This window comes from Acrocarpospora phusangensis, from assembly GCF_016862995.1.
Lineage (GTDB): Bacteria > Actinomycetota > Actinomycetes > Streptosporangiales > Streptosporangiaceae > Acrocarpospora > Acrocarpospora phusangensis.
Window position 1 is genome coordinate 1 of the sequence record NZ_BOOA01000019.1, and the last position, 25,653, is coordinate 25,653.

General features: G+C 68.5%; 19 protein-coding genes. 11 read left to right on the forward strand and 8 right to left on the reverse strand.

What is annotated here, in order from left to right; all coding sequences use genetic code 11:
- Positions 1-759 precede the first annotated feature (759 nt).
- From nrdR to Aph01nite_RS13670, 4 genes are all read left to right on the forward strand, one after another.
- Positions 760-1,212 carry a transcriptional regulator NrdR gene (gene nrdR / locus Aph01nite_RS13655; RefSeq protein WP_204041228.1) on the forward strand — a complete coding sequence of 151 codons (453 nt, stop codon included), beginning with the start codon at positions 760-762 and terminating at the stop codon, positions 1,210-1,212.
- 332 nt (positions 1,213-1,544) lie between these two features.
- Positions 1,545-4,382 carry a vitamin B12-dependent ribonucleotide reductase gene (locus Aph01nite_RS13660; protein ID WP_204041229.1) on the forward strand — a complete coding sequence of 946 codons (2,838 nt, stop codon included), beginning with the start codon at positions 1,545-1,547 and terminating at the stop codon, positions 4,380-4,382.
- Positions 4,383-5,136: 754 nt separating this feature from the next.
- The gene (locus Aph01nite_RS13665) at positions 5,137-6,204 is read left to right on the forward strand and encodes a Fic family protein (protein WP_204041230.1); all 1,068 of its coding nucleotides are present in this window, start codon (positions 5,137-5,139) and stop codon (positions 6,202-6,204) included.
- A gap of 161 nt (positions 6,205-6,365) precedes the next feature.
- Positions 6,366-7,175, forward strand: coding sequence for an MBL fold metallo-hydrolase (locus Aph01nite_RS13670; RefSeq protein ID WP_239161656.1), 810 nt, complete (start codon positions 6,366-6,368; stop codon positions 7,173-7,175).
- Here the strand turns inward: Aph01nite_RS13670 and Aph01nite_RS13675 are convergent.
- Positions 7,144-7,578 (reverse strand): YbjN domain-containing protein, encoded by a 435-nt coding sequence (locus Aph01nite_RS13675; protein ID WP_204041231.1) that lies wholly within the window; start codon positions 7,576-7,578, stop codon positions 7,144-7,146. The two genes, Aph01nite_RS13670 and Aph01nite_RS13675, sit on opposite strands and share 32 nt — an antisense overlap.
- 497 nt (positions 7,579-8,075) lie before the next feature.
- Between Aph01nite_RS13675 and Aph01nite_RS13680 the strand changes: the two genes are divergently transcribed.
- Positions 8,076-8,843, forward strand: a complete 768-nt coding sequence (locus tag Aph01nite_RS13680) for an SDR family oxidoreductase (RefSeq protein WP_204041232.1) — start codon at positions 8,076-8,078, stop codon at positions 8,841-8,843.
- Here Aph01nite_RS13680 and Aph01nite_RS13685 read toward each other — a convergent pair.
- Positions 8,834-9,259, reverse strand: coding sequence for a MerR family transcriptional regulator (locus Aph01nite_RS13685; RefSeq protein WP_204041233.1), 426 nt, complete (start codon positions 9,257-9,259; stop codon positions 8,834-8,836). The genes Aph01nite_RS13680 and Aph01nite_RS13685 overlap by 10 nt on opposite strands.
- A 52-nt stretch (positions 9,260-9,311) precedes the next feature.
- Here Aph01nite_RS13685 and Aph01nite_RS13690 point away from each other — a divergent pair, with 52 nt between their 5' ends.
- The gene (locus tag Aph01nite_RS13690) at positions 9,312-9,920 is read left to right on the forward strand and encodes a class I SAM-dependent methyltransferase (RefSeq protein ID WP_204041234.1); all 609 of its coding nucleotides are present in this window, start codon (positions 9,312-9,314) and stop codon (positions 9,918-9,920) included.
- Positions 9,921-9,968: 48 nt separating this feature from the next.
- On the forward strand, positions 9,969-11,918 hold the full coding sequence (locus tag Aph01nite_RS13695; RefSeq protein WP_204041235.1) for a phosphocholine-specific phospholipase C: 1,950 nt from the start codon (positions 9,969-9,971) through the stop codon (positions 11,916-11,918).
- A 1-nt stretch (position 11,919) separates the two neighbouring features.
- Here Aph01nite_RS13695 and Aph01nite_RS13700 read toward each other — a convergent pair whose 3' ends face one another.
- Together Aph01nite_RS13700 and Aph01nite_RS13705 are read right to left on the reverse strand one after the other, a co-directional pair.
- Positions 11,920-12,096, reverse strand: coding sequence for a hypothetical protein (locus Aph01nite_RS13700; RefSeq protein ID WP_204041236.1), 177 nt, complete (start codon positions 12,094-12,096; stop codon positions 11,920-11,922).
- A gap of 422 nt (positions 12,097-12,518) precedes the next feature.
- The gene (locus Aph01nite_RS13705; protein WP_204041237.1) at positions 12,519-14,429 is read right to left on the reverse strand and encodes a beta-galactosidase; all 1,911 of its coding nucleotides are present in this window, start codon (positions 14,427-14,429) and stop codon (positions 12,519-12,521) included.
- A 47-nt stretch (positions 14,430-14,476) separates the two neighbouring features.
- Between Aph01nite_RS13705 and Aph01nite_RS13710 the strand changes: the two genes are divergently transcribed.
- Positions 14,477-16,738, forward strand: coding sequence for a glycosyl hydrolase family 95 catalytic domain-containing protein (locus Aph01nite_RS13710; protein WP_204041238.1), 2,262 nt, complete (start codon positions 14,477-14,479; stop codon positions 16,736-16,738).
- Here Aph01nite_RS13710 and Aph01nite_RS13715 read toward each other — a convergent pair.
- From Aph01nite_RS13715 to Aph01nite_RS13730, 4 genes are read right to left on the reverse strand one after another with little or no spacing between them, the layout of a single operon-like run.
- Positions 16,735-17,733, reverse strand: a complete 999-nt coding sequence (locus Aph01nite_RS13715; RefSeq protein ID WP_239161657.1) for a LacI family DNA-binding transcriptional regulator — start codon at positions 17,731-17,733, stop codon at positions 16,735-16,737. The genes Aph01nite_RS13710 and Aph01nite_RS13715 overlap by 4 nt on opposite strands.
- 14 nt (positions 17,734-17,747) lie before the next feature.
- Positions 17,748-18,584: a carbohydrate ABC transporter permease gene (locus tag Aph01nite_RS13720; RefSeq protein ID WP_204041240.1), complete on the reverse strand. Its 837-nt coding sequence runs from the start codon at positions 18,582-18,584 to the stop codon at positions 17,748-17,750.
- Positions 18,581-19,471, reverse strand: coding sequence for a carbohydrate ABC transporter permease (locus Aph01nite_RS13725; RefSeq protein WP_204041241.1), 891 nt, complete (start codon positions 19,469-19,471; stop codon positions 18,581-18,583). Before Aph01nite_RS13725 ends, Aph01nite_RS13720 begins: the two co-directional genes overlap by 4 nt.
- Entirely contained in the window at positions 19,472-20,788 is a 1,317-nt protein-coding gene (locus Aph01nite_RS13730) for an ABC transporter substrate-binding protein (protein WP_204041242.1), read from the reverse strand.
- Between the two features lie 163 nt (positions 20,789-20,951).
- Here Aph01nite_RS13730 and Aph01nite_RS13735 point away from each other — a divergent pair, with 163 nt between their 5' ends.
- The 3 genes from Aph01nite_RS13735 to Aph01nite_RS13745 all read left to right on the forward strand — a co-directional run bounded on the left by Aph01nite_RS13735 (position 20,952) and on the right by Aph01nite_RS13745 (position 25,611).
- A complete protein-coding gene (locus Aph01nite_RS13735) occupies positions 20,952-22,919 on the forward strand; it encodes a beta-galactosidase (protein WP_239161658.1) in 1,968 nt (655 codons plus the stop codon).
- A gap of 71 nt (positions 22,920-22,990) precedes the next feature.
- The gene (locus Aph01nite_RS13740; RefSeq protein WP_204041243.1) at positions 22,991-24,106 is read left to right on the forward strand and encodes a glycoside hydrolase family 53 protein; all 1,116 of its coding nucleotides are present in this window, start codon (positions 22,991-22,993) and stop codon (positions 24,104-24,106) included.
- Entirely contained in the window at positions 24,103-25,611 is a 1,509-nt protein-coding gene (locus Aph01nite_RS13745; RefSeq protein ID WP_204041244.1) for a glycosyl hydrolase 53 family protein, read from the forward strand. The genes Aph01nite_RS13740 and Aph01nite_RS13745 overlap by 4 nt, the downstream gene beginning before the upstream one ends.
- Positions 25,612-25,653: the final 42 nt, after the last annotated feature.

Here is a 25,653-nt window from a genome sequence, read left to right on the forward strand (position 1 = left end):
GCCGGGGGCCTGGCCTCGGGGTTGCCGAGGTATTCCCGCCCACCCTCTGTTTACCCCCGGGGCTCCGCCCCAGCGCCGGTCCAAGCCGGGTGCCCGGCTTAAGACACCCGGCTTGAGAACCCCTGACGGAATGAGGCTGATCACTCTTGGCGCCGGTGTGGCGAGAAGCGTCACCTGCGTTAACGGCGCCGGATAACGGCGAAGGGCCGGTGCCTCGGGTCATTTTGTTAGGCGCTTCAAGACGCCCGGCTTGGGATGGCTCACGTGGGTGTCCGGCCTGGGGTGCCTGGTCCGGGATGGCTGGCGTTCGGCATTGGGCTCCGGCTTCCATGGGCGTGGCTTCGGGCCGTGGGCCGGTCTGTGGTCTCCGGAGTCGGGCTTCGGTGCTCGCACATGTGGCAGCGGGTGGGCTGTGTGTGTCTATTGGGGTCTTTGGGAGGGTGGGTGGGGGAGTTGGTCAGGCTGGCTTGGGGGGTGTGGCTGACAGTTTGTTAGACACGCCCGACGGTTCGGTGGGGTGGGTTGGCTGAGCTGGTAGTTCGGGTTGGATCTCGGTGGCTGAGTTGCGATCATCACTGGGTGCTTCTAGGTTTAGACCACAACATCTAGTGGTTACACCGATGTAGTTCACCATCTATTGTGTTTCCTTGTCCGCACCGCAGTACGTCTGTGGGGTGTGCGGGAGCGTCCCATGAGATGGCCGGATCGGGGAAGCACTGGTGACTTGGGGGAGTTGGAACTGGAGGGAGGCGTTCGGTTATGCATTGCCCGTTCTGCCGACATCCTGATACGCGGGTGGTCGACAGCCGTTCCACGGAGGACGGCGGCGCCATCCGGCGCAGGCGGACATGCCCGGAGTGCGGACGCCGGTTCACCACCCAGGAGACGGTGCTGCTGATGGTGAGCAAACGCAGCGGGGTCACGGAGGCATTCTCTCGCGACAAGGTGGTCGCCGGAGTCAGGCGAGCCTGCCAAGGACGTCCGGTCAGTGAGGATGCGCTCGCTCAACTGGGGCAGAAGGTCGAGGAGAGCATCCGGGCGACCGGCACCGCCGAGATTCCCTCGCACGAGGTGGGCCTGGCGATCCTCGGTCCTCTCGGCGAACTGGACGAGGTCGCCTACCTGCGATTCGCCTCCGTCTACCGCAGTTTCGAGACCCTCGCCGACTTCGAAGCCGAGATCGAACGCCTCAGAGCGGTCGCCAGCGACTGAACCTCCCCGATGCCCGGCTTAACGGCCATTCGGCGAGGTGGACGAGAAGTAGCAGGGCACAACTGAATATCCGTGAGCAATGGGACCTCATGCGAACGCCCGAAGGCTGTATCGGCCGCAAGACATTGTCCGGCAGGTCGTATCGGCCACAGGGGCAGTGCGTGCCTGGCGGTAGCGGCTGTCGGGCCGTGTCGGCTGGAAGGGTCCGGAGGTCGTACCCGCTGGAAGGCGATGGCCGGAAGGTTGGGTTCGCCGGCCGTAATGGCCGAAAAGTGAATATCTTTCAAGTATGGGTTGAAACGAGGGGCGTCTGGGCCCCGGAAGGGGGAGTCATGACGGAGACCGTCAACGGCACATCCACACGCGGGGGCAAGCGGGCGCGCGCCAAGGGCCTGAAGATGAAGCGGATCTTCACCACGGCGGGCACGCATCCGTACGACCAGATCACGTGGGAGCGCCGTGACGTCGTCATGACGAACTGGCGGGACGGTTCGATCAACTTCGAGCAGCGTGGGGTCGAGTTCCCCGAGTTCTGGTCGGTGAACGCCGCCAACATCGTCACAACGAAGTACTTCCGCGGCGCCGTGGGTACCCCCCAGCGCGAGTGGAGCTTGAAGGCCCTGGTGGACAGGGTCGTCGGGGTCTACACCCGGACCGGCATCGAGAACGGCTACTTCGCCACCGAGGAAGACGCCGAGATCTTCGACCACGAGCTGAAGCACGCCTTGGTCCACCAGCTGTTCAGCTTCAACTCGCCGGTGTGGTTCAACGTGGGCACGCAGTCGCCGCAGCAGGTCAGCGCCTGCTTCATCCTGGCCGTGGACGACCAGATGGAGTCCATCCTCGACTGGTACAAGGAAGAGGGTGTGATCTTCAAGGGCGGTTCCGGCTCCGGGGTCAACCTGTCCCGGATCCGGTCCTCCAAGGAGCTGCTCTCCAGCGGCGGCACCGCCAGCGGGCCGGTCTCGTTCATGCGCGGCGCGGACGCCTCGGCGGGCACCATCAAGTCCGGCGGCGCCACCCGCAGGGCCGCCAAGATGGTGGTCCTCGACGTCGACCACCCCGACATCGAGGAATTCATCGAGACCAAGGCCCGCGAAGAGGACAAGATCCGCGCTCTCCGCGACGCCGGCTTCGACATGGACCTGGGCGGCAAGGACATCGTGTCCGTGCAGTACCAGAACGCCAACAACTCGGTCCGGGTCTCGGACGAGTTCATGCGCGCGGTGGAGAACGGCGACCAGTTCGGGCTGCGGGCCCGGCTGACCGGCGACATCCTGGAGAAGGTGGACGCCCGCGGGCTGTTCCGCAAGATGGCGCAGGCGGCGTGGGAGTGCGCCGACCCGGGCGTGCAGTACGACGACACGATCAACGACTGGCACACCTGCCCGGAGACCGGCCGGATCACCGCCTCCAACCCCTGCTCGGAGTACGTGCACCTGGACAACTCCTCGTGCAACCTCGCCTCGATCAACCTGCTCAAGTTCCTCACCGACGACGACACGTTCGACATCCAGAACTTCGTCAAGCTGACCGAGCTGATCATCACCGCGATGGACATCTCGATCACCTTCGCTGACTTCCCGACCGAGAAGATCGCCGAGACCACCCGGGCGTACCGGCAGCTCGGCATCGGGTACGCGAACCTGGGCGCGCTGCTGATGGCCACCGGTCACGCGTACGACTCGGACGGCGGCCGGGCCATCGCCGGGGCGATCACCTCGCTGATGACGGGCACCTCGTACCGGCGGTCGGCCGAACTGGCCGGGATCGTCGGGCCGTACGACGGGTACCAGCGGAACGCGGAGCCGCACAAGCGGGTCATGCGCAAGCACGCCGCCGCCAACGACGACCTGCGCACGGTCGACGCCATGGACCGGGCGATCCATGCCGAGGCGAGCAAGCAGTGGGCCGACTGCCTCAGGCTGGGCGACAAGCACGGCTACCGGAACGCGCAGGCGTCGCTGCTCGCGCCCACCGGCACCATCGGCCTGATGATGGACTGCGACACCACCGGCATCGAGCCCGACCTGGCCCTGGTCAAGTTCAAGAAGCTGGTCGGCGGCGGCTCCATGCAGATCGTCAACCAGACGATCCCGCGGGCGCTGCGGCAGCTCGGCTACCAGGAGGAGCAGGTCGAGGCGATCGTCGACTACATCGCCAGGAACAGCCACGTGGTCGACGCCCCCGGTCTGCGGCCGGAGCACTACGAGGTGTTCGACTGCGCGATGGGCGAGCGCGCCATCGCGCCGATGGGTCACGTCCGGATGATGGCGGCCACCCAGCCGTTCCTGTCCGGCGCGATCTCCAAGACCGTCAACCTGCCGGAATCGGCCTCGGTCGACGACATCGAGCAGGTCTACCTGGAAGGCTGGAAGCTGGGCCTGAAGGCGCTGGCGGTCTACCGGGACAACTGCAAGGTCGGCCAGCCGCTCTCGGTGGCGGGCAAGAAGACCGAGAAGGCCGAGGAGCCCGTCGCGGCCGCCGAGCCCGAGGTCAAGGTCATCGAGGTGCCGCGCCCGACCCGCCGCCGCATGCCCAACCAGCGCCCCAGCACGACCACCCGCTTCACGGTCGGCGGCGCCAAGGGCTACATGACGGCCTCCTCGTACCCGGACGACGGTCTCGGCGAGGTCTTCCTCAAGATGTCCAAGCAGGGTTCCACCCTGGCCGGCGTCATGGACGCCTTCTCGGTCGCGATCTCCATCGGCCTTCAGTACGGCGTTCCGCTGGAGACGTACGCCCAGAAGTTCGTCAACATGCGCTTCGAGCCGGCCGGCATGACCGACGACCCGGACGTGCGCATGGCCCAGTCGGTGATGGACTACATCTTCCGCCGCCTGGCGCTGGACCACCTGCCTTACGAGGACCGCGCCGCCCTCGGCATCTTCTCGGCCGCCGAACGCTCCGCCCAGCAGCGTGGCGAGGACCCCGCCGCCCTGGCCGAGCCCGTGGACACCGCCGCCCTGGCCCAGTCCGCCCCCATCGAGGAGAAGCCCACCCCCCGCCCGCCCACCAACCTCCCCACCCTCACCCGCGTCGACCCCCTGGAAAGCCACCAGGGCCGCACCGCCGACGCCCCCCTCTGCATGACCTGCGGCACCAAGATGCGCCCCGCCGGCAGCTGCTACGTCTGCGAGGGCTGCGGCAGCACCAGCGGCTGCAGCTAAAACCAAAGACGCAGCATCCGGTAACGCCTAACTAGAAGGGGGCAGTGGACCCATCGCTCCACTGCCCCTTCTCTTTCTCACCGAATCAGGAACAACGATTCTCACGCTTGTTATCGTTTCGACCATGACCGAGGAACGATCAACAGGACCCAGCGGCTTCGGGTAGCCCGCCAGGAGAGACCTGGCGGTGCCACCAGGGAGCCCCATGTCCCGCACCGCACACCATGCTTCCCGCTCGCGTTCCTCCGTCGGCTACGTCCCCGGCGGCCCTTGGCGATCGGTCATGCTCGCCGACCTGCGCTACAGCGCCGCGTGCCTCACCGAGGCCTCCCGGGCCGGTCACCGACCGACGCCCGAGCTCGTCCGTCGCAAGACTGTCGTCTACTCCTGGGCCAGGGCAGATCCTCATGATCGATCCGTGTCCCGGTGGGCGAACATCGAGGAATCCCAGACACGACAGCGCCTCCGCCGCTTGATATCGGCGATCCGTCAGACGGTCAACGCCACTGCTGGCGGCGCTTCCGCCATCGAAGCGGCGGACGACCTCGACGTGCCGCCAGCCCGGCACCGACGTGGTGCAGTCTGGCTCGCATGATCGTTTAAGAGGTGTCGCATCTTCGGAAACTGGCGCTGCTCCAACATCCCAGCGCCCAGATGGACGTTCCCCAGTTCGCCCGGAACCCTCTAAGCAACCTACTAAACATGCCAATTTGGATGCTGATTAGTATGTTTGTTGCGTTGTTTGGGGGGTTTGGTGAAGAGCTTTGCGGATCTGGACGGTCTTATCGGACGTGTACCGGGCCGGATCGTCACTCAGCTCGGCACCATCGATTTTGGCCGTGGCTCGGAGGCGCTGTATCGCGATCAGATGCCTGGGTTGCTGATGGAACTTTCCGACCGGGCCAGGGTGCAGAGCATCACTGCCTCGTCCGCGATCGAAGGAGTTGTCGTACCGGACGTCAGCCGCGCGGAGAGGATCATCAACCGTTTGACGACGGTGCTGCGTAGTCGTAGTGAGCAGGAGTTGGCCGGCTACCGAGATGCGCAGGATTACCTCTTCCGAGAGGACTGGCGGCCCGTGAACACTGGGCTTCTGCTCCATCTCCACAAGTTGTTGTTCGCCCATACGGCATCGCCAGGCGGTGTCTTCAAGGCCGAGGACGATCTAGTCGTCGACCGTCTTCCGGACGGTAGCTCGCAGGTCCGATTCAAACCGGTACCGGCAGCCAGGACTCCGTTTGCGGTGACCGACCTGATCGATCGCTATCGGGACGCCATCGGCGCCGGCGAGCACCATTCAGTACTTCTTGCAGGCTTGTTCATCCTCGACATCCTCGACATCCATCCCTTCGAGGATGGCAATGGTCGGATAGCCCGTGCCATCACCAACGCCCTTCTGATGGATCAGGGGTACAGCGTAGGCCGCTATGTGAGCCTCGAACAGTCGGTGGCGGAATCCGCGGACGCCTACTACCAGGCGCTTCTCGATTCCACGCATGGCTGGCATGCCGGTGAGGCTGATCCTTGGCCCTGGCTGGGGTATTTCACGCGGTTGATTGCGGACGCGTACGGCGTCTTCGCCGATCGGGCGGCTGCCGCCAAAACGCCCGGAACCAAGCAGGAGCGCATCCGTGCTCACATCCTGTCGCATGCCCCGGCGACCTTCCGTCTGGCTGAGGTGAGGGCTGCCGTACCAGGCGTAAGTGATCAGACAATCCGGATCGTTCTTGAGCAATTGAAGAGCGAGAGAAGGGTCCAACCAGATGGCACTGGTCGTGGGGCGACGTGGACTCGGCTGCCGAATAGTTTGGCATCGGAGTAAGAACGGTCAGGCTCTCGCCGCACCGGAACCAAGAGCAACCGGCCATTCCGCTAAAGGCTCCAGTGCTTCCGGGCCAAAGAATCGGCGTCTTGTGAACGGGAGTTAGGTGACGCCGTTGCGAGGCTCGGGGGTCGCGGGCATGTGGCCTTTAGAATCTGCGCGTGGTTGAGGCGTGGTGGGTTGGGGTGGGGGAGGGGGTCTGGGTTCGGCGGCATGCTGAGCTGGATCTCTCGTTGGGGCTGGTTGTGGGGGAGCGGGCCTGTTTGGTGGTGGATACCGGGGGTGATGGGGCGCAGGGGAGGGCGTTTGCGGGGGCGGTGAGGGAGGTGACGGGGCTGCCGTGGAGGGTGGCGTTGACGCATGCGCATTTTGACCATGCTTTTGGTACGGCGGCGTTCGGAGATGTAGAGGTGTGGGCGCATCCGGGGTGCCGGCGGGAGCTGGCGGAGAACGGGGAGGGGCAGCGGGAGGAGTGGGCTCGGCGCTATCGGGATGAGGGTAAGTCGGCGATAGCGGAGGAAATCGAGCGGGCTCGGATTGTGCTGCCGGGGGATGCGCCGGTGGGGGATGTCGACTTGGGTGGGCGGGTTGTTCGGTTCATGTATCCGGGGGACGCGCATACGGATCATGACTTGATCGTGCATGTTCCGGATGCGGGGGTCGTGTTCGCGGGGGATTTGGTGGAGCAAGGGGCTCCGCCGGCTTTTGGGGATGCGTATCCCGAGGCTTGGCCCGGGGCGCTGGATCGGGTTCTCGCGCTTGAACCCGTGACGCTCGTGCCCGGTCATGGCGAACCGGTGGAGGCCGGGTTCGTCCGAGCGCAGCGGGCGGAGATCGCCCAGGTGGCCGCGTTGTGCCGGGCGTACCAGGACGGGGTGATCACCGAGGAGGAGGCGGTGGAGCGGTCGCCTTATCCGGCGGAGTTCACCGTCGAGGCGCTCAGTCGACCTCGAAGGAGAGCCGGTCGCTGAGCCAGCGGTGGAATTTGATGGCGAAGCGGACCCAGTGGGCGACGATCGTGGTGAGGTGTTCGCGGGTGACGCCCGCGCCGATGTAGAGCTGCGCGTCGCCGATGACGCGGATGATGCCGTTGTCGGGGGTGAAGGCGTAAACCTTCGGCCACATCGTGTCGGTGTTCCACTCGTTGAGCGCGGTCAGCAGGAGTGGCTTCTCGTCGATGGTGTAGTGGCGGTCGTAGAAGGTTCGAATAGTGAAAAGGTCGCCTTCCGCACCGAACAGAAAGAAGACGGTGAGCGCGTCGGTGGAGATGGCGAGGTCGCCGTCGGAGTCGAAAGTGAACTCGATATCGAGCTCATTGAGGATCTCGATGATCAGTTCCTGGTCGGGCTGGACCACGGCCGGGGATGGGCTCACACCACCATCCTGACAGACGGATGCCCGAGTTTGATGACCCTGACGCGGAGTTCGGAGAACACCGGCCGAGAATGTTCGCGCCGGCGTACCGGATGCCGGGGTCGGGGGTCGAGGCGGAGGACTCGTTCAGGACGCCTACCTGCGATGGAACGGTACGACGCGGGAGACGATTCAGGCATCGGGGTCATGGCTGGCCAAAGTGGTCACCAACATGTGTCCCAACCGTCTCACTTCCGCCCGGGCGGGCAGCGCCGCTTCGACGCCCCCACCCAGCGCCGCCGCCCCGGTCGTCGCCGGGCTGGTGTACGCCGAGGTCAACAGGGAGCCAGGGTTGGTGGCCATGGCTGCGGGAAGAGTCGTATTGGTGGCAGCGTTCGAAACGGACGGGGAGCGGATCTTCGCTCTGCGTTCGGTCCTTAATCCCGACAAACTCCGGTTTGTCACCCGGCAATTCAGGGACCTGTCACAATCCGGGGGGCTTTCCGGTTCTTGGGGCCATGACTGGATCGATACTCGTCACCGGCGGCACGGGCGTTCTCGGGCGCCGCGTGGTCGACCGGCTCAAGGACGGCATTCGTGATGTCCGGGTGCTGAGCCGCAAGCCCGGGCTGTACCAGGGCGATCTGACCACCGGGGAGGGCCTGCCCGAGGCCGTGGCCGGGGTGGACACGATCGTGCATCTCGCAAGCGCTCCCCGGACCAGGGGCGCGGACGTGGCGGGCGCCCGGCGGCTGCTGGGGGCGGCCGCGCCGGGCACGCACCTGCTCTACATCTCGATCGTGGGGGTGGACGGGCACCCGTACTGGTACTACCAGGAGAAGTTCCAGGTCGAGCAGCTGATCGAGGCGTCGGGGCTGCCGTACACGATTCTGCGGGCGACGCAGTTCCATGAGCTGATGCGGTTCATCATCCAGGGGATGACTCGGGCGCCGGTCGCGCCGTACCCGATGGGGTGGAGTATGCAGCCGGTGGACTCGGGCGAGGTCGCCGACCGTATGACCGGGCTGGTGCTCGGGGCGCCGGCCGGGCGCGTGCCCGACATGGGCGGGCCTGAGGTGGTTCCGTTGCGGGAGCTGATCACCACCTACCTGCGGGCGACGGGACGGCGCAGGCTGCTGGTCCCGATCTGGTTGCCGGGGAAGACGGCGGCGGCCTATCGGGAGGGCAGGCATCTGACGCCGGAGCACCGGACCGGTGTGATCACATTCGAGGAGTTCCTGGCGGCCACGGTCAAGCCGGGCACCCCGGCGTACGGCTACGGGTGATGCTCCTTGGCGATCTCGTCGAGGGTGAGGCCGTCCACGCGGCGGTCCAGGACGTGCGCGAGCGTCGTGCACTCCTGCACCGGGTTGGCGGTGGTGCACTCGCGGGCGTGTACGAGGAAGTCCTGGGCGCGGCGGGCCTGCTCGATCAGGACCTCCAGGCGGGCGATCTGGGCGTCGATGGCCTCGTGCCAGCGCCCGCCGGGCTGGTCGAGCACCTCGGCGATCACCTCCAGGCTGAAGCCCAGCTCCTGCGCCATCTGCACGAACGCCAGCCGCCGAAGTTCGGCCCGCCCGTAGGTACGGCGTCCGCCGACCCGGGCCGCCGGGCGGACCAGGCCGATCTCCTCGTAGTACCGCAGCGCGGAGGTGTTGATCTTGAGGAGCCGGGCGGCCTCACCGATGGGTACGGGATCCATGCCCCCATCTTGACTTCAAGTCGGCTTGAACCACCAGCCTGAAGGTATGGAAATGAGGCAACTACGGTCGTGGGTCGTCGAAGGGCCCGTCAGCTCGCCTTTCGCCTTCCCGGAGGGCCGCCGGGGGCGTTGGGCGGGCCGGTTCATGAGTGTCACCAACCGCCAGCGGGAGGTCGCGGAGCTGCTCGCGCACGGCCGGGACGACCGCGTGCTGGAGGTCGGCTACGGCCCGGGCAAGCTGATCGCCCTCCTCGCGAGCGCGGGGACCGTGTACGGCGTGGACCCGTCCGCCGAGATGCGGGTGCAGGCGACCGCCCGCAACCGCAAGAAGGCCAGAACCGGTCAGGTCGATCTCCGTCTGGGTACGGCCGACGCCACCGGCTTCCCCGACGGCTACTTCGACGGCGTGATCAGTGTCAACAACGTGGCCCTCTGGCCCGACCTGGAGGCGGGGCTGCGGGAGCTCCACCGGGTCACCAGGCCCGGCGGGCGCCTCGTGGTCGCGTGGCACGGCGGCACCAAGCCCTCCAGGATCACCCGCCGCCTCCGCCTGCCCGAGCCGATGTTGTCCCGCATCCAGGACGCGCTGGCCGGCCGGTTCGAGAAGGTGGACCGCCACGAGCTGCGCTCGCTGACCGCGTTCAGGGCGTACAAGAGCTGACGAATAGGCTGCCTTCTGCGCCGATCAGCGAGCAGAAGGAAGCCCCCCATGCAGGTGCCGGAGAGTATCGCCCGCGCCGCCGCCATCCCGGCCGGCACCCGGACAGGGACGATTCAGGACGTCGAGCACATCGTCGTGCTCATGCAGGAGAACCGCTCCTTCGACCAGTATTTCGGCACGTTGCGCGGGGTGCGCGGGTTCGGCGACCCCCGGCCGGTGACGCTGCCGAGCGGCAAGCCGGTCTGGTACCAGTCCGACGGCGTCAGGGACGTGCTGCCGTTCCGGCCGGAGGGCGGGCCGCTCGGCGGCACGTTCCTGGAGGATCTCGACCACGAGTGGAACAGCGGGCACGAAGCCTTCAACCAGGGCAGGTACGACCGGTGGGTGCCCGCCAAGACGGCCGGCACGATGGCCTACCTCACCCGCGAGGACCTGCCCTTCCACTACGCGCTGGCCGACGCGTTCACCGTCTGCGACGCCTTCCACTGCTCGGTGCTCGGGCCGACCGACCCGAACCGCTTCTACATGTGGTCCGGGCACACGGGCAACGACGGCGCGGGCGGCGGCCCGGTGCTCCAGAACGACCAGCTCGGGTACGGCTGGACGACCTACCCGGAACGCCTGGAGCGGGCCGGGATCTCCTGGAAGATCTACCAGGACGTCGGGGACGGGCTGGACGCCGCGAACGTCTGGGGATGGACCCACCACGCTCCGTACATCGGGAACTATGGGAGCAATTCGCTGCTGTTCTTCGACGCCTACCGGGACGCCCAGCCCGGGGACCCCCTGTACGAGAAGGCGCGGACCGGGACGAACGTCAAGGCCGGGGACGGGCTGTTCGACATTCTGCGGGCCGATGTGCTGGGCGGGCGGCTGCCGCAGGTGTCGTGGCTGGCGGCTCCGGAGGCGTACAGCGAGCATCCGAACTGGCCGCCCAACTACGGGGCCTGGTACATCGCGCAGACGCTCGACGCGCTGACGGCCAGTCCGGAGGTGTGGAGCAAGACCGTGCTGCTCATCACGTACGACGAGAACGACGGGTTCTTCGACCACGTGGTGCCGCCGTATCCGGCGGGGGAGCCCGGCCAGGGCGCGTCCACCGTGGACGTCACGGGCGAGATCTACACCGGCGGCGGCGCGTTCCACCACGGCCCGTACGGCCTCGGCGCGCGGGTGCCGATGATCGTCGTCTCGCCGTGGAGCAAGGGCGGCTGGGTGTGCTCCGAGGTGTTCGACCTGACCTCGATCATCCAGTTCATGGAGGCGCGCTTCGGCGTACACGAGCCGGGCATCTCGCCCTGGCGGCGCGCGGTGTGCGGTGACCTGACCTCGGCGTTCGACTTCACCCGGACCGACCCTGCTCCGGCGGCACTGCCCGACACGAGCGGGTACGCCCCCGCCGACCGTCTCCGCCACCCCGACCATGTGTCGCCGCTCCCGGCCGACCCCGCGCTGCCCCGTCAGGGGGCGGGAGTACGGCCCGCCCGCCCGTTGCCCTACGACCTGCGCGTCGAGGGCCGGTCCCGGCCGGACGGATCGCTGGTGATCGAGTTCGAGAGCCGCGGCGAGGCGGGTGTGACCTTCTACGTGACCGCCGCGGACGGCACGGGACCGTGGACCCACACCGTCGAATCCGGCAAGACGCTCTCGGACGTGTGGACCACGGGAGATCTGTCCGTCTACGGCCCCAACGGCTTTCTGCGAACCTTCCGAGGTCACGGCCCCGAGGTCGGCCACACGGACACCGCGATCACGCTGGAGAACACCGGCGACACGTCCTGCGCGGTCACGGTCGAGGACGTCTACGGGGTCGTGGCTCCGGTGGCGTACATGCTGGAGGCGGGTGTCCGCGTGACGCATCCGGTGGACCTGGCCGCCAGCCACGGCTGGTACGACCTGCGGATCACCTCGGACGATCCCGCGTACACCCGCCGCCTGGCCGGGCACGTGGAGAACGGCGAGCCGAGCATGAGCGACCCCGGCATCGTCACGGAGTGACTCAGGCCACCGTCGTCGGGTCGGTACGGGTGGGGAAATGGATGATCTTGGCGTGCCGATAGGTGGAGAGGTGGACGACCTTGGTGTCGTGGTTGGTGAGCGCGGGCCCGCCGGACCTCCGGCGCAGCGCCGACCGGATGTCTCTGACCTTGGCTAGCGGTGGCACCACCTTGAGCATCGCTATCCCCCCGGACGTGACGTTTTCGTTACCTATCATGAGATTTGTACAGATGACGGCATAAAACTGCTGTAAAGCGCTAGAACGGCAGCAGCCGGCCAGAGGGGGAGCGAAGATCGAGGTCGAACACCCTCGTACGGCGGGTCCTGGGAATCCTGATTCGTCGGCGGTTTCCGCGAATGGCCATGTTGATCGCCCTCCTTCCGGTGACTTTGAGCAGACTATGCGCCTTCGTGTTTGCCGTCCCCTTGTTTTTTACTTGCAGAGTTTGACCGTTGCCTCAAGAGGACGGCTGCCGCTCACCGGTGGTTGACAGCCTTACCCGTCCGGTTGGAATGTTCCCTGCCCGCGTCGGACGTCACTCCAATGTCAACAAGGGCGTGATAAGTCACCATTCCTGATCCGGTTCACGTTTGGGCAGGTCAGCGGCAAGGGTCTTTGAAGACCGCGAAACCCCCTGGTGGCAGGGGTTCGGGGGTTTCGCCCAGGATCGTGTCCGCGGTGTGGTTGATGGCGTACACGGTTCCGTCGCGATGGCGGACGATCTCGACGCCGGGTGGCGTCGCGGCGGGAGACAGCCCGGCGGTGGTGAGCAGTGCCGCGTAGCCGTCGTCGTCCAGTCGCGTGGACAGGTACCAGGCCGTGCCGGTTCCGACGCGGTTGCGGGTGATGGCCGGGGTTCCGCCGGGATAGGTCGCGACGGCGTCGGCCGATGTCAGACGGATGTTCTCGGACCAGATCGTCCCGGTGAGCGTGATCCCGCTGGTCAGGTCGGGGTGGGTGGGTTCCGCGTTCCCGGCGGACAGGGCGACGGGCTCGGTCAGCGGGTGGAACTCGTCCACGGAGACGCCGAGCAGGTCGCGGAGGCAGCCGGGATGGCCGCCGAGATGGACCCGGCAGTGCTCGTCCACCAGTCCCGAGAAGTACGAGACGACCACGGTTCCGCCGTTCCGGACGAAGCCGGTCAGGTTGGCGGCGGATTCCTCGCTCATCAGGTAGAGGCTCGGCACCAGCACCATTTCATATCGTGAAATATCGTGCGAAGGGTGGGCGAAGTCGGGAGTAATTCCCCGGTGCCAAAGGGTCCGGTGGGCTTGGCGGATCGGTGCCAGGTAGTCGAGGTCGGGAGACGGCAGCCCCGGCGATTGCAGCGCCCACCAGGCCTCGTAGTCCCACAGGATGGCCACCGTCGCATCGATTCCCGGCGGATGCGCCGGCATCCCCGCCAGCGCCCGCCCAAAAGATGATATTTCCCGGAATGTTCGGGAGTCGGGTCCGGCGTGGGGAACCATGCCGTGATGCCATTGTTCGGCGCCCCCACGCGACGCCCGCCACTGGAAGAACATCACCCCCCGCGAGCCCCGCGCGATGTGCTGCATCGAGTGCCGCGCCATCGCGCCCGCCGGTTTCGGGATCATCCTGCCGCCGCTGTACCGCACCCCCGCCGCCTGCTCCATCAGCAGCCAGTCCCGCCCCCGCGCCCACGACCGCGCCAGATCGGCCGCGAACGCGCTCTCCTCCTCGGGATTCCCCGACGGATAGTCGTCGATGGCCACGAGGTCCACCTCCTCCGCCCACCGCCAGTGATCGACCGGCACCCACCCGCCGAACACGAAGTTCGTGGTCACCGGCACCCCGGTCGGCCGCAGGACGTCCCGCTGCTCTCGGTAGCAGGCGAGCATCTCGTCGGAGAGGAACCGCCGGAAGTCCAGAGCCTGCGCGGGATTGGGGAGGTACTGGGTCTTCCTGGGCGGGGTGATCTGCGCCCAGTCGGAGTAGTGCTGGCTCCAGAACGCGGTCGTCCACGCCTCGTTGAGCGCCGCCAGCGAGCCGTGCCGCTCCCGCAGCCAGTTCCGGAAGGCGGCGGCGACGTGATCGCAGTGGCACCAGGTGCCGTACTCGTTGTGCACGTGCCACAGGGCCAGCGCGGGGTGCTCGCCGTACCGGTCGGCCAGCGCCGCCGCCAGCTCTCTCGCCGCTCGCCGGTACGGCGGGGCGCTCACGCAGTAGGTGTCCCGGCTGCCGTGCGTGAGCCGTACGCCGTCGGCGGTGACCGTGAGGGAGTCGGGGTGGGCCTGGCCGAACCAGGGCGGCGGGGAGGCGGTGGGTGTGGCCAGGTTGACCTGGATGTCGTGAGAGTGGAGCAGGTCGAGGACCCGGTCGAGCCAGGCGAAGTCGTACGCGCCGGGGGAGGGTTGCAGGCGGGACCAGGAGAAGACGCCGATGGTCACGAGGTTGACGCCGGCCTCGCGCATCAGCCTGACGTCCTCGTGCCAGACCTCCTCCGGCCACTGCTCGGGGTTGTAGTCGCCGCCGTAGCGCAGGCCCGGCATCGGCCCCCCTCTTGCCGCCCATTAGGATGGAGGTCAAACTAATTGTCATGATCTCCGGTGTCAACGGCTTCGCGTCGGCCGGCCTCGCCGAGGACTGGGAGCACGCCCTCATCACCGGAAACGGCCGCCAGGGCGCCCTTGTCCAAGGCGGCCCCGGCCGTCTGCTCGTCACGCTCTCCCACGAGCGCCTCTTCCTCCCGCTCACGCCGCCGCTCGACCCCCCGCACACCGCGCGCATCCTGCCCGAACTGCGCTCCCTCCTGTACGGCGGCGCGTACCAGCGGGCGGCCGACCGGGTCCTCGACCTGGCCGTCCAGGAGAACCCGGCCTACACCGAACTCCGCCAGATCGACCCCTTGGTCCCCTCGGCGGTCCTCACCTTCCACCCCCTGACCAGCGATTCCCCATATTTCCGGACATGTGACTTCACGTCGGGCGTCGTCGCCCAAGGCTGGCCCGGTCTCACCCAGGAGGTCTTCGCCTCCCGCCCCGACGACGTGATCGCCATCCGCCTCACCGGAGACGTCTCCGGCGCCCTCACCCTGTCCCCACCGGGCACCCCTCCACCGGCAGGGCGGGCCCAGTCTGCACGAGGCGCGTCCGCGTCGGCCGGATCGGCCGGGTCTGCACGAGGCGCGTCCGCGTCGGTCGGATCGGCCGGGTCTGCACGAGGGGCGTCCGCGACGGTCGGATCGGCCGACCCTTCGGGAGACAAATCCCCGCAGGCTGGCCCCGTGCCTGTCGAGTTCACGTCCTCGATCACCGGCGCGTTCATCCTGCGCCTGGACACCAATCTCTACCGGGTCGAATGTCACGTGACCTCGCAAGGCGGTCATCTCTGGACCACCGGCGCGCTTCTGGAGATCCGCGGCGCCCGATCACTGACGATCATCGCCAGGACCACGTTCACCGACGTCCCCCTCCCGTCCGGCGGCTTCGACGAACTCCTGGCCAGGCACGCCCCCGTCCACGGCGACCTCTTCCACCGTTCCCGCCTCCGCCTCACTCCCGGCCAGCCCACCGTGACCGCGGAGGAAACCCTCGCCCAAGGCGGCGACGCCCTTACGGAGACCCTCTACGCCGCCGGCCGCTACGCGATCATCTCCAGCGTCGGCGACCTCCCGCCCACCCTCCAGGGCGTCTGGTCCGGCACCTACCAGCCCGCCTGGCAGTCCGGCTACACCCTCGACGGCAACCTCCAGTCAGCCGTCGCCGGCCTGCTCGGCACCGGCACCCCCGAACTCCTGCTCCCTCTCTTCGACCTCGCCGACTCCCTGCTCCCCGACTTCCGCCTCAACGCCACCCGCCTGTACGGCTGCCGCGGCATCCTCACCCCCGTCCACCTCTCCACCCACGGCCGCCAGAACCACTTCACCCCCCGCTGGTGCCAGACCTTCTGGACGGCGGGAGCCGCCTGGCTCGCCCGCCTCTACTTCGACTACTACAGCCACACCCGCGACACCGCCTTCCTGCGCACCCGGGCGATCCCCTTCATGACCGAGGCGGCCACGTTCTACGACGACTTCCTGGACGAGCGGGGCAACTTCGTCCCGTCCTACTCCCCGGAGAACGCGCCCCCGGGCGAGACCGCCCAGGCCGCGATCAACGCCACCATGGACCTGGCCGCCGTCCGTGACCTGCTCGCCAACCTGGGCAGAGTCGATCCCCGCCCCCGCTGGGACGCCCTGGCGCGGCGGCTGCCGGACTACCGCGTCGCGCCCACCGGCGAACTGGCCGAATGGGCGTGGGACCTCAAGGACAACCACCAACACCGCCACGCCTCGCACCTCTATCCCTTCTGGTACGAACCCGACCTCCGGCTCGCCGAAGCGGGGGCCCAGGCCGTACGGAAACGGCTGGAGTGGTGGCGGAGCGCGGAGTCGGACGAGATGGCGTACGGACTGGTGCAGATCGGGCTGGCCGCGGCCGGGCTCGGCATGACCGCCGAGGCGGCCGAGGCGCTGACCCTGCTGAGCACCCGCTACTGGCGGCCCAACCTGGTCTCCACCCACAACCGCGACGCCATCTTCAACGTGGACATCTGCGGCGGAACCCCCGCTCTGATCGCCGCCATGCTGCTGCGCTCCACCCACGAGGGCCGCATCGACCTGCTGCCCGCCTGCCCCTGGCCGTCCGGCGAGGTGACCGGCCTGCGCGCCAGGAACGGCGTCACGGTCGAGCGCCTGGCCTGGTCGCCCCGGGCGGTCGAGGTCGCGCTGACCGCCGTGGAGAACACGCGCGTCACGCTCGACGGCCGCGGGCTGCGCCTCCCGGCGGGCGTGCCCGTCAGCGTGCGCCGCCCGGTCTAGGTGGAGTCGCGGACGATCAGCTGGGTGGGCAGCGCCACCGAGGGGACGTGCTCGGCGCCGTCGATCAGGTCGAGCAGGATGCTCAGGGTCCTCTCCGCGATCTCCGCCAGCGGCTGGCGGACCGTCGTCAGCGCCGGGTGCGTGGACATCGCCACGTCGGAGTCGTCGAACCCGCCCAGGGCCACGTCCTCGGGCACCCGCCGCCCGGCCGCGCGCAGCGTCGTGAGCGCCCCCGAGGCCATCACGTCCGACGCCGCGAAGACCGCGTCGATGTCAGGGGAGCGCTCCAACAGGCGGGCCATCGCACTCTCGCCGCTCAGGCGGGTCCAGTCGCCGTGCTCGATGAGCTTCTTGGACGCCTTGCGGCCGAGCACGTCCGTGAAACCCTCCAGGCGCTGGATGCCGCCGGGGGTGTCCATCGGGCCGGTGATCATCGCGATCTTCTTGCGGCCCTGCTCGACCAGGTAGCGGGTCATCTGCTGGGCGCCGCCGCGCTCGTCGCAGGCCGCGTACGGGATGACGTTCTCCCGGCCGATCACCGCCCCCAGCGAGACGACCGGGATGTGCACGTCGTGCAGCGCGTCCACCAGCGGGTCCCCGGCGTGCGTGGAGAGCAGCAGCACCCCGTCGGCGTGGCCGCCCTTCACGTACCGCAGCACCCGGTCCCGGTCGCCGGCGTCCCCGGCGATCATCATCACCAGGGACAGGTCCCGTTCCGCCAGCCGCCTGATCGAGGTCCGGATGGACGTGCTGTAGTTCGGGTCCTCGAAGATCTTCTCGTGCGGCTCCGAGAGCACCATGACCACCGACCCCGACCGCTGGGTCACCAGGCTGCGGGCGGTGCGGTTCACCACATATCCCGTCTCGGCGATCGCGCGTTCGGTCGCCAGCCGGGCGGCGGTGCTCACGTATCGGTCCCCGTTGAGCACCCGCGAGACCGTCCCCCGCGAGACCCCCGCCGCCGCCGCGACGTCGTGGATAGTCGGCCTCTTCACACTGGCATTCTCCACTAGCCTTTCACGGCCCCGCCGGACAGGTCCGTACGCCAGTAGCGCTGCATGGTCAGGAAGAGCGCGATCAATGGAATGATCGACAGCAGCGCGCCCGTGATGATCAGGTTGTACAGCGACGGCTGGTTGGCGCCGGCGGCGAGCAGCGTGTACAGGCCCACCGTCAGCGGGAACTTGCCGTCGTCGCCGAGCATGATGAACGGCAGCAGGAAGTTGTTCCAGATCGCCACGAACTGGAACAGGAAGATCGTCACCATGCCGGGCACCATCAGCGGCAGCCCGACCCGCCAGAGCAGCCGGCCCTCCGAGGCGCCGTCGATCCTGCCGGCCTCCAGCAGCGAGTCCGGCACGGCCGCGCTCGCGTACACCCGGGCCAGATAGATGCTGTACGGATGCAGGATCTGCGGCAGCAGAACCGCCCAGTACGTGTCCGCCATCCCCAGCTTGGAGAACAGCAGGTACTGCGGCACCGCCAGGACCACCGACGGCACCAGGATGCCGCCGATCAGCACGTTGAAGATGAGGTTCCGCCCGGGGAAGCGGTATTTGGCCAGGGCGAAGCCGGACACCGCCGAGACGAGGGTGGACAGCAGGGCGCCGCCTCCCGCGTACACGACGCTGTTCAGCATCCACCGCCAGAACACCCCGTCCCGGTACGCGTCCAGCTCCCGCACGTTCTCCAGCAGCCCGGTCCCCGGCGTCAGCGTGCCCAGCGTGAACAGCTCGCCGGGGGACTTGCTGGCCGAGATCAGCACCCAGCTCACCGGCAGCAGGCAGTAGAGCGCGCCCAGCACCAGCAGTCCCGTGGGCAGCGCGCCCACCGGCCGCCGGTTCACCGGCTCTCCCCGAACGCGCGCCCGCGCACCAGGCGCAGGAACCCGAACGACAGCACCAGCGATATCGCCGCGATCACCAGCGACGTGGCCGCCGCCGAGTACAGGTCGCCGGTCACGAACGCGTCCCGGTACACCTTCATCAACGGACTCCAGGTCGAACTGATCGTGTTGGTGAACGGCCGCAGCGCGGTCGGCTCGGTGAACACCTGAAGCGTGGCGATGATGGAGAACACCATGGTCAGGATGAGCGCCGGCACCAGGATCGGGATCTTCACCCGGAGCGCGATGGCCAGCTCGGACGCGCCGTCCATGCGCGCCGCCTCGTAGTAGCTGCGCGGGATCGCCCGCAGGTTCGTGTAGAGCACCAGCATGTTGAACCCGGTCCCGCCCCACACGGCCACGTTCGCCATCGAGTACGTCAACGCCGACGGACTCAGGAACTCGAGGCCTCCGAGGGGCGTCAGGCTCGGCAGGTAGAGGAAGCCCCACATCAGCGAGGCCACCACCCCCGGCACCGCGTACGGCAGGAAGATCGCGATGCGGGAGAAGCGGGCCAGCCGCACGTGGGCCGAGTCGAGCAGCAGCGCGAACAGCAGCGCCAGCCCGAGCATGACCACCAGCACGATCAGGCCGTAGCCGAGCACCCGAAGCCAGCCGGCCCAGAGTTCGCCGTCGGTGACCGCGGCGCGCAGGTTGTCGAGGCCGACGAAGACCTCCCGCCGCGACCCCCGGCCCAGGCCGAGCCCGGACACCCGGGTGCGCCGCAGCGCCAGATACACGGTGTAGCCGATCGGCACCGCCAGGAAGAGCGTGAACAGCACGATCGCCGGGGTCAGGAACAGGTAGGGGGCGGCGCTCCGGGGAGCGCCGCCGCGTGCGCCCGCCATCTACTGGGCCAGCGTGAAGCCGGACTTCTGCATGTCCGCCACGGTCGTGTCCTGCATGGTCCCGACCGAGGCGCTGAACGGCGACTTGTCCTGCAACGCCTTGTCGAAGGCATCCTTGTACGCGTTGTACGTGACGCCCACGTTCGGCCCGAAGGTGAACCCGCGCGCCGAGGAGCCGATGGTGGCCGCCTGCTGCCAGAAGTCCGGCTGGCTCTCCGCGAAGTACGCCGGGGGCTCACCCAGCGCCGCCTGGCCCTTGCCGGAGGCCGGGTACACGAACGCCTCCTTGACCAGCAGGTCGATGCCCTGCGGGTCGGTGTTCAGCCAGGTCGCGAACTTGACCGCGGCCGCCCGGTTCTTGGAGGTGGCGGAGACCGCCGTCGAGGAGCCGCCCCAGAAGCCGCTGAAGTTCTCCCCGGCGTTCCACTGCGGCAGCGGCGCCACGGCCCACTTGCCCTTGCCCTTGGGCGCGTTGCTCTCCAGCACACCCGGCCCCCACACGGCCGACGGCCAGCTCAGCTGGGTGCCGTCGTTGAGCGCCTTGTTCCACTCCGGCGTGAAGTACGGCTGGTCGTCGATCACACCCTCCTGGACCAGGCCGCCCCAGAAGTCGGCGACCTTCGTGGTGGCGGCGTCGTTGATGCCGACCTTCCACGCGTCCCCGGAGATCGACCACCACTGCGCGCCCGCCTGCTGGGCCAGGCCGGCGAACCAGCCGGGGTCCTTGCTGGAGAAGCTGCCCAGGTAGACCTTGGGGTCGGCCTTGTGCACGGTCCTGGCGGCCTCCGCGTACTCCTCCCAGGTCTTGGGGACGGAGATGCCGTACTTCTCGAAGAGGTCCTTGCGGTAGTAGAGCATCATCGGGCCGCTGTCCTGCGGGATCGCGTAGACGCTCTCGGTGCCGAGGGTGACCAGGCCCCAGAGGCCCTCGCTGAACTCGGGCTTGACGGCGGCGGTCTCGGCGGCGATGTCGGCCACCGCGTCGGCGGCGATGAACGACGGCAGGTGCTGGTACTCGGCCTGGACCAGGTCGGGCGCGTTGCCGGCCTTGGCGGCGGTGAGGAACTTGGCGGCCGCGTCGTCGCCGCCCGCCTGCTTGCTGACGGTGACCTGGATATCCGGGTTCGCCTGGTTCCACACGGCGGCGATCTTGTCCATGTTGGGGGCCCAGGTCCAGTACGTGAGGGTGACCGGACCGGCGGGGGCCGAGCTTGCCGGGGCGGACGGGGCCGCCGCAGGCGATTCCGCGGTTCCGCCACATCCGGCGGCGAGCAGGGTCGCGAAAGCCGCCGCTAGGGCCAGGCGATGGGTGCGCATAGATGCCTCCGGCTGGAAGTCTGTGAACGTTCACAGAGTGGGATGGGGCTTGCTGGCCTGTCAATGTTCGTTACGCTCTCGTTAAATCCCAGCATGTTGTCCCAAATGCCCGATCGTGCATTACTGTGCACGTTCACAGAAACGATTCACGCTTGGGGGGCCTGTGCCTGGATATCCCGCTCTGCCGGAAGGCATCGCGTTCGGCGGCGACTACTACCCCGAGCAGTGGCCGCGCGAGGTCCAGGAGGAGGACATCCGCCTGATGCGCGAGGCCGGGGTGACCCTGGTCAGCCTGGGGATCTTCGCCTGGGCCCTGCTGGAACCCGCCGAGGGCCGCTACGAGTTCGGCTGGCTGGACGAGGTCCTGGACCGGCTGCACGCGGCCGGCATCGCGGTGAACCTGGGCACCCCGACCGCCGCGCCGCCCCCGTGGTTCTCCCGGAAATATCCGGACTCGCGGCCGGTGACCCGGGAGGGCGTGACCGTCGGGACCGCCAGCAGGGAGGGCGCCTGCTCCAGCCATCCCGCCTTCCGCACGGCCACGTCCGCGCTGGTCACCCGCCTCGCCGACCGGTACGGCGAGCACCCGGCCGTGGTCATGTGGCACGTGCACAACGAGTACGGCGCGCCTCTCGGCGAGTGCTACTGCGCGGCCAGCGTCACCGCCTGGCGGGAGTGGCTGCGCCACGCGTACGAGAGCCTCGACGCGCTCAACGACGCCTGGGGCACCACCTTCTGGGGCCAGCGGTACGGCGACTGGGACGAGATCGACGCGCCCCGGTGGAGCCACACCGTGGTCAACCCGGCGCAGCGGCTGGACTACGCGCGCTTCTCCAACGAGGCGCACCTGGCGCACTACCGGCTCCAGCGCGACCTGCTGCGCGGTACGGGCAAGCCGGTGACCACCAACTTCGCCGGAACCGTGAACTGCAAGTCGATGGACCTGTGGCGGTGGGCGCCCGAACTGGACGTGATCGCCAACGATCACTACCTGGACGGCGAGCGCCCCGACAACCACATCCACCTGGCCATGTCGGCCGACCTGAGCCGCTCGCTGGCCGGGGGCGCGCCCTGGATGCTCATGGAGCACTCCACCGGGGCGGTGAGCTGGCAGCCGCGCGGCATCGCCAAGCGCCCGGGGGAGATGCGGCGCAACAGCCTCGCGCACGTGGCGCGGGGGTCGGACTCGGTCATGTTCTTCCAGTGGCGGGCCTCGCGCTTCGGCGCGGAGAAGTTCCACTCGGCGATGGTGCCGCACGCGGGCACCGACTCCCAGATCTGGCGCGACGTCGTCTCTCTCGGCGCCGACCTGCGCGAACTCGCGGGGGTGCGGGGGAGCCGGGTGGCGGCCGAGGTGGCGATCGTGTGGGACTGGGAGGCGTACTGGGCGCTCGAACTGGAGTGGCGGCCGTCCGGCGATCTCACCTTTCTGGAGCGGATCAGCGCCTTCTACGAATCCCTCTGGCGCGCCCACGTCACCACCGACTTCGTCCACCCTTCCGCCGATATTTCGGGATATCGGGTGGTTGTTGTGCCGTCGTCGTACCTGATGACCGAGGCGGCGGGGAAGAACCTCCAGCGGTTTGTCGAGGCCGGGGGCACGCTGGTCGTCTCGTACTTCTCGGGCATCGTCAACGAGCACGACACCGTGCATCCCGGGGCGTACCCGGGCGTGCTGCGGGAGGTGCTGGGGCTGTCCGTGGAGGAGTTCCACCCGCTCCGCGAGCGGGAGACCGTCACGCTCTCCGGCGGGGGCACGGCCCGCGTCTGGTCGGAGCGGGTCCGCCTGACCGGGGCCCGCTCCGACCAGACGTTCCGCACCGGGCCCGACGCCGGGCACCCCGCCGTCACTGTCAACGAGCTCGGCGCGGGCTCGGCCTGGTACCTGGCCACCGCGCCCGTCGGCGGCCTCGGCGAGATCCTCGGCCCGATCCTGGACCGGGCCGCCGTCACCCGCCCGCGCGGCCTGCCCGAGACGCTGGAGTACGTCCGGCGCGGGCGGCACGTCTTCCTGATCAACCACGCCGACGTCCCGGCGGCCGTACCCGGCATCACCGGAACCGACGTCCTGACCGGAGCGCCGTTCTACGGCGAGGTGGCCGCAGGCGCGGTCACCGTCGTCCATCTCTGACCGTCCACCTCTGACCGTCCATCTCTGACCGTCCACCTCCTGACCATCCACCTCTCCTGACCGGAGGTCCCATGAAACGTCTGCTTGCGGCGCTGACCTGCGCCGTGCTCGGACTCGCCCTGGCCGCGCCCGCCCAAGCCCACCCCCGGCCCGCCCCGCCGCTCCCCATCCGCGGGGCCGACGTCTCCAGCCTCGCCAAGTCCGAGGCGTACGGCGGCGTCTACCGGGACGGCTCGGGACGCCGCGGCGACGCCCTGCGCATCCTGGAGAAGGCCGGGCTCAACTACATCCGCCTCAAGGTGTGGGTGAACCCGGCCGACGGCTACAACGACAAGGCCCACGTGCTGGCGGTCGCGCGCCGGGCCAAGGCCGCCGGGCTCAAACTGCTGGTCGACTTCCACTACTCCGACGCCTGGGCCGACCCGGGCAAGCAGAACAAGCCGGCGGCCTGGGCGGCGTTGCCGTACGAGCAGCTCAAGCAGGCCGTCTACGACCACACCAGGGACGTGCTCAACGGGCTGCGGCGGCAGGGCACCACGGCCGACATGGTGCAGATCGGCAACGAGCTCAACGGCGGCCTGCTCTGGCCGGACGGCCGCTACGACAACTGGCCGGGCATGGCGGGCCTGCTGAACGCGGGCTACGACGCGGTCAAGTCCGTCTCCGCGCGCACCCGGGTGGTCCTGCACCTGGCCAACGGCGGCGACAACGGCCTCTACCGCTGGTGGTTCGACAACGCCGCCGCCAACGGCATCCGTTACGACGTGATCGGCCTGTCCTACTACCCGTACTGGCACGGCACCTTCGAGGCCTTCCAGGCCAACCTCAACGACCTCGCCACCCGGTACGGCAAGCCCATGATCCTCGCCGAGACCGCGTACCCGTTCACCACGGCCGACAAGGACGGCTGGGAGAACATCATCCTGGCGGCGGAGCCGTACCCGGGGTATCCGGCCACGCCCGAGGGGCAGCGCGCGTTCGTCAGGAAGGTCACCGAGATCATGCGGGCCGTGCCCGGTGGGCTCGGGCTGGGCGTCTTCTACTGGGAGGCGACCTGGACGGGGGTGCAGGGCAACGGCTGGGATCCGGCCGATCCCGCGTCCGGCAACGGCTGGGAGAACCAGGCGCTGTTCGACTTCGGCGACCGCCCGCTGCCCGCCATGCGTGAGCTGGGGCGGGGACGATGAGCAGGATCCTGGCCGTCTTCGTCCTGCTCGCCGCCGTACTCGTCCCGCTGCCCGCGCGGGCGGCGACCACGCTCACGAACACCGGGTTCGAGACCGTCAACCTCTCCGGGTGGAGCACCTCCGGCACGGCCGCGGCCGACTTCCACGAGGCGGGCGGGCGTTCCGGCAGCTACCGGCTGTCGCACTGGTCGTCCTCGGCGTACGCGGTGGAGACCTGGCAGTTCCTGTCGGGGATCGCCAACGGCACGTACACGCTGCGCGCGTGGGTGCGGGCCGGGGTGGCCACCCAGAGCTGGATCTCGCTCAAGAACTGCGGCGGCGCGGAACGCCGGACCTACGTGCCGGTGTCCGGGAACTGGCTGCGCGTCGCGGTCACCCAGACCGTGACGAACTCCCAGTGCACCATCAGCCTCAACAGCTCGGCCGCGGCGGGCGGCTGGGCCAACTTCGACGACGTGAGCTTCGGCACCGGCTCGGCCACGCTGTCGATCAAGGGCGCGGACGTGTCCAGCCTGCCCAAGTCGGAGGCGTTCGGCGGCCGCTACTTCACCGCCGCCGGGGTGCGCCAGGACGCGCTGGCCATCCTGCGCGACAACGGCGTCAACTACGCGCGCCTCAAGGTCTGGGTGAACCCCGCCGACGGCTACAACAACAAGGCCAGGGTGCTGGCCATGGCCTCCCGGGCGAAGGCCCTCGGCCTGGGCCTGCTGATCGACTTCCACTACTCCGACAGCTGGGCCGACCCGGGCAAGCAGTACAAACCGGCCGCGTGGACGTCGCTCTCGTTCGCGCAGCTCAGAACGGCCGTCTACAACCACACCTACGACGTGCTGAACGCCCTGCGCGCTCAGGGCACCACGGCCGACATGGTCCAGGTCGGCAACGAGATCAACGACGGCATGCTCTGGGAGGACGGCCGCAGCTCCCGCTTCGCCCAGCTGGCCCAGCTCATCCGCTCCGGCTACGACGCCGTCAAAGCCGTCTCCTCCGCCACCAGGGTCGTCCTGCACGTGGCCAACGGCGGCGACAACGGCCTGTTCCGCTGGTGGTTCGACAGCGCCGCCGCCAACGGCGTGCTCTACGACGTGATCGGCGTCTCGTACTACCCGTACTGGCACGGCACGTTCAGCGCCTTCCAGGCCAACATCGACGACATCGCCACCCGGTACGGCAAGCCCGTGCTCCTCGCCGAGACCGCCTACCCGTTCACACCCGGCACGGACGACGCCTTCGGCAACATGGTCAACTCCGCCACGCCGGTCTCCGGGTACCCGTCCTCGGCCGCCGGCCAGTCCGCCATGCTCCGCGACGTCATGTCCCTGGTCCAGGCCGTCCCCAACGGCCGCGGCCTCGGCGCCGTCTACTGGGAACCCACCTGGACGGCCGTCCCCGGCAACGGCTGGGATCCCACCAACCCCTCATCCGGCAACGAATGGGAGAACCAGGCCCTCTTCGACTTCAACGACCGAGCGCTGCCCGCCCTGACCCAGTTCACGCACCAGTAGCCATCATCCGGACACGGCTCCGATTCGCGGGGCCGTGTCCGG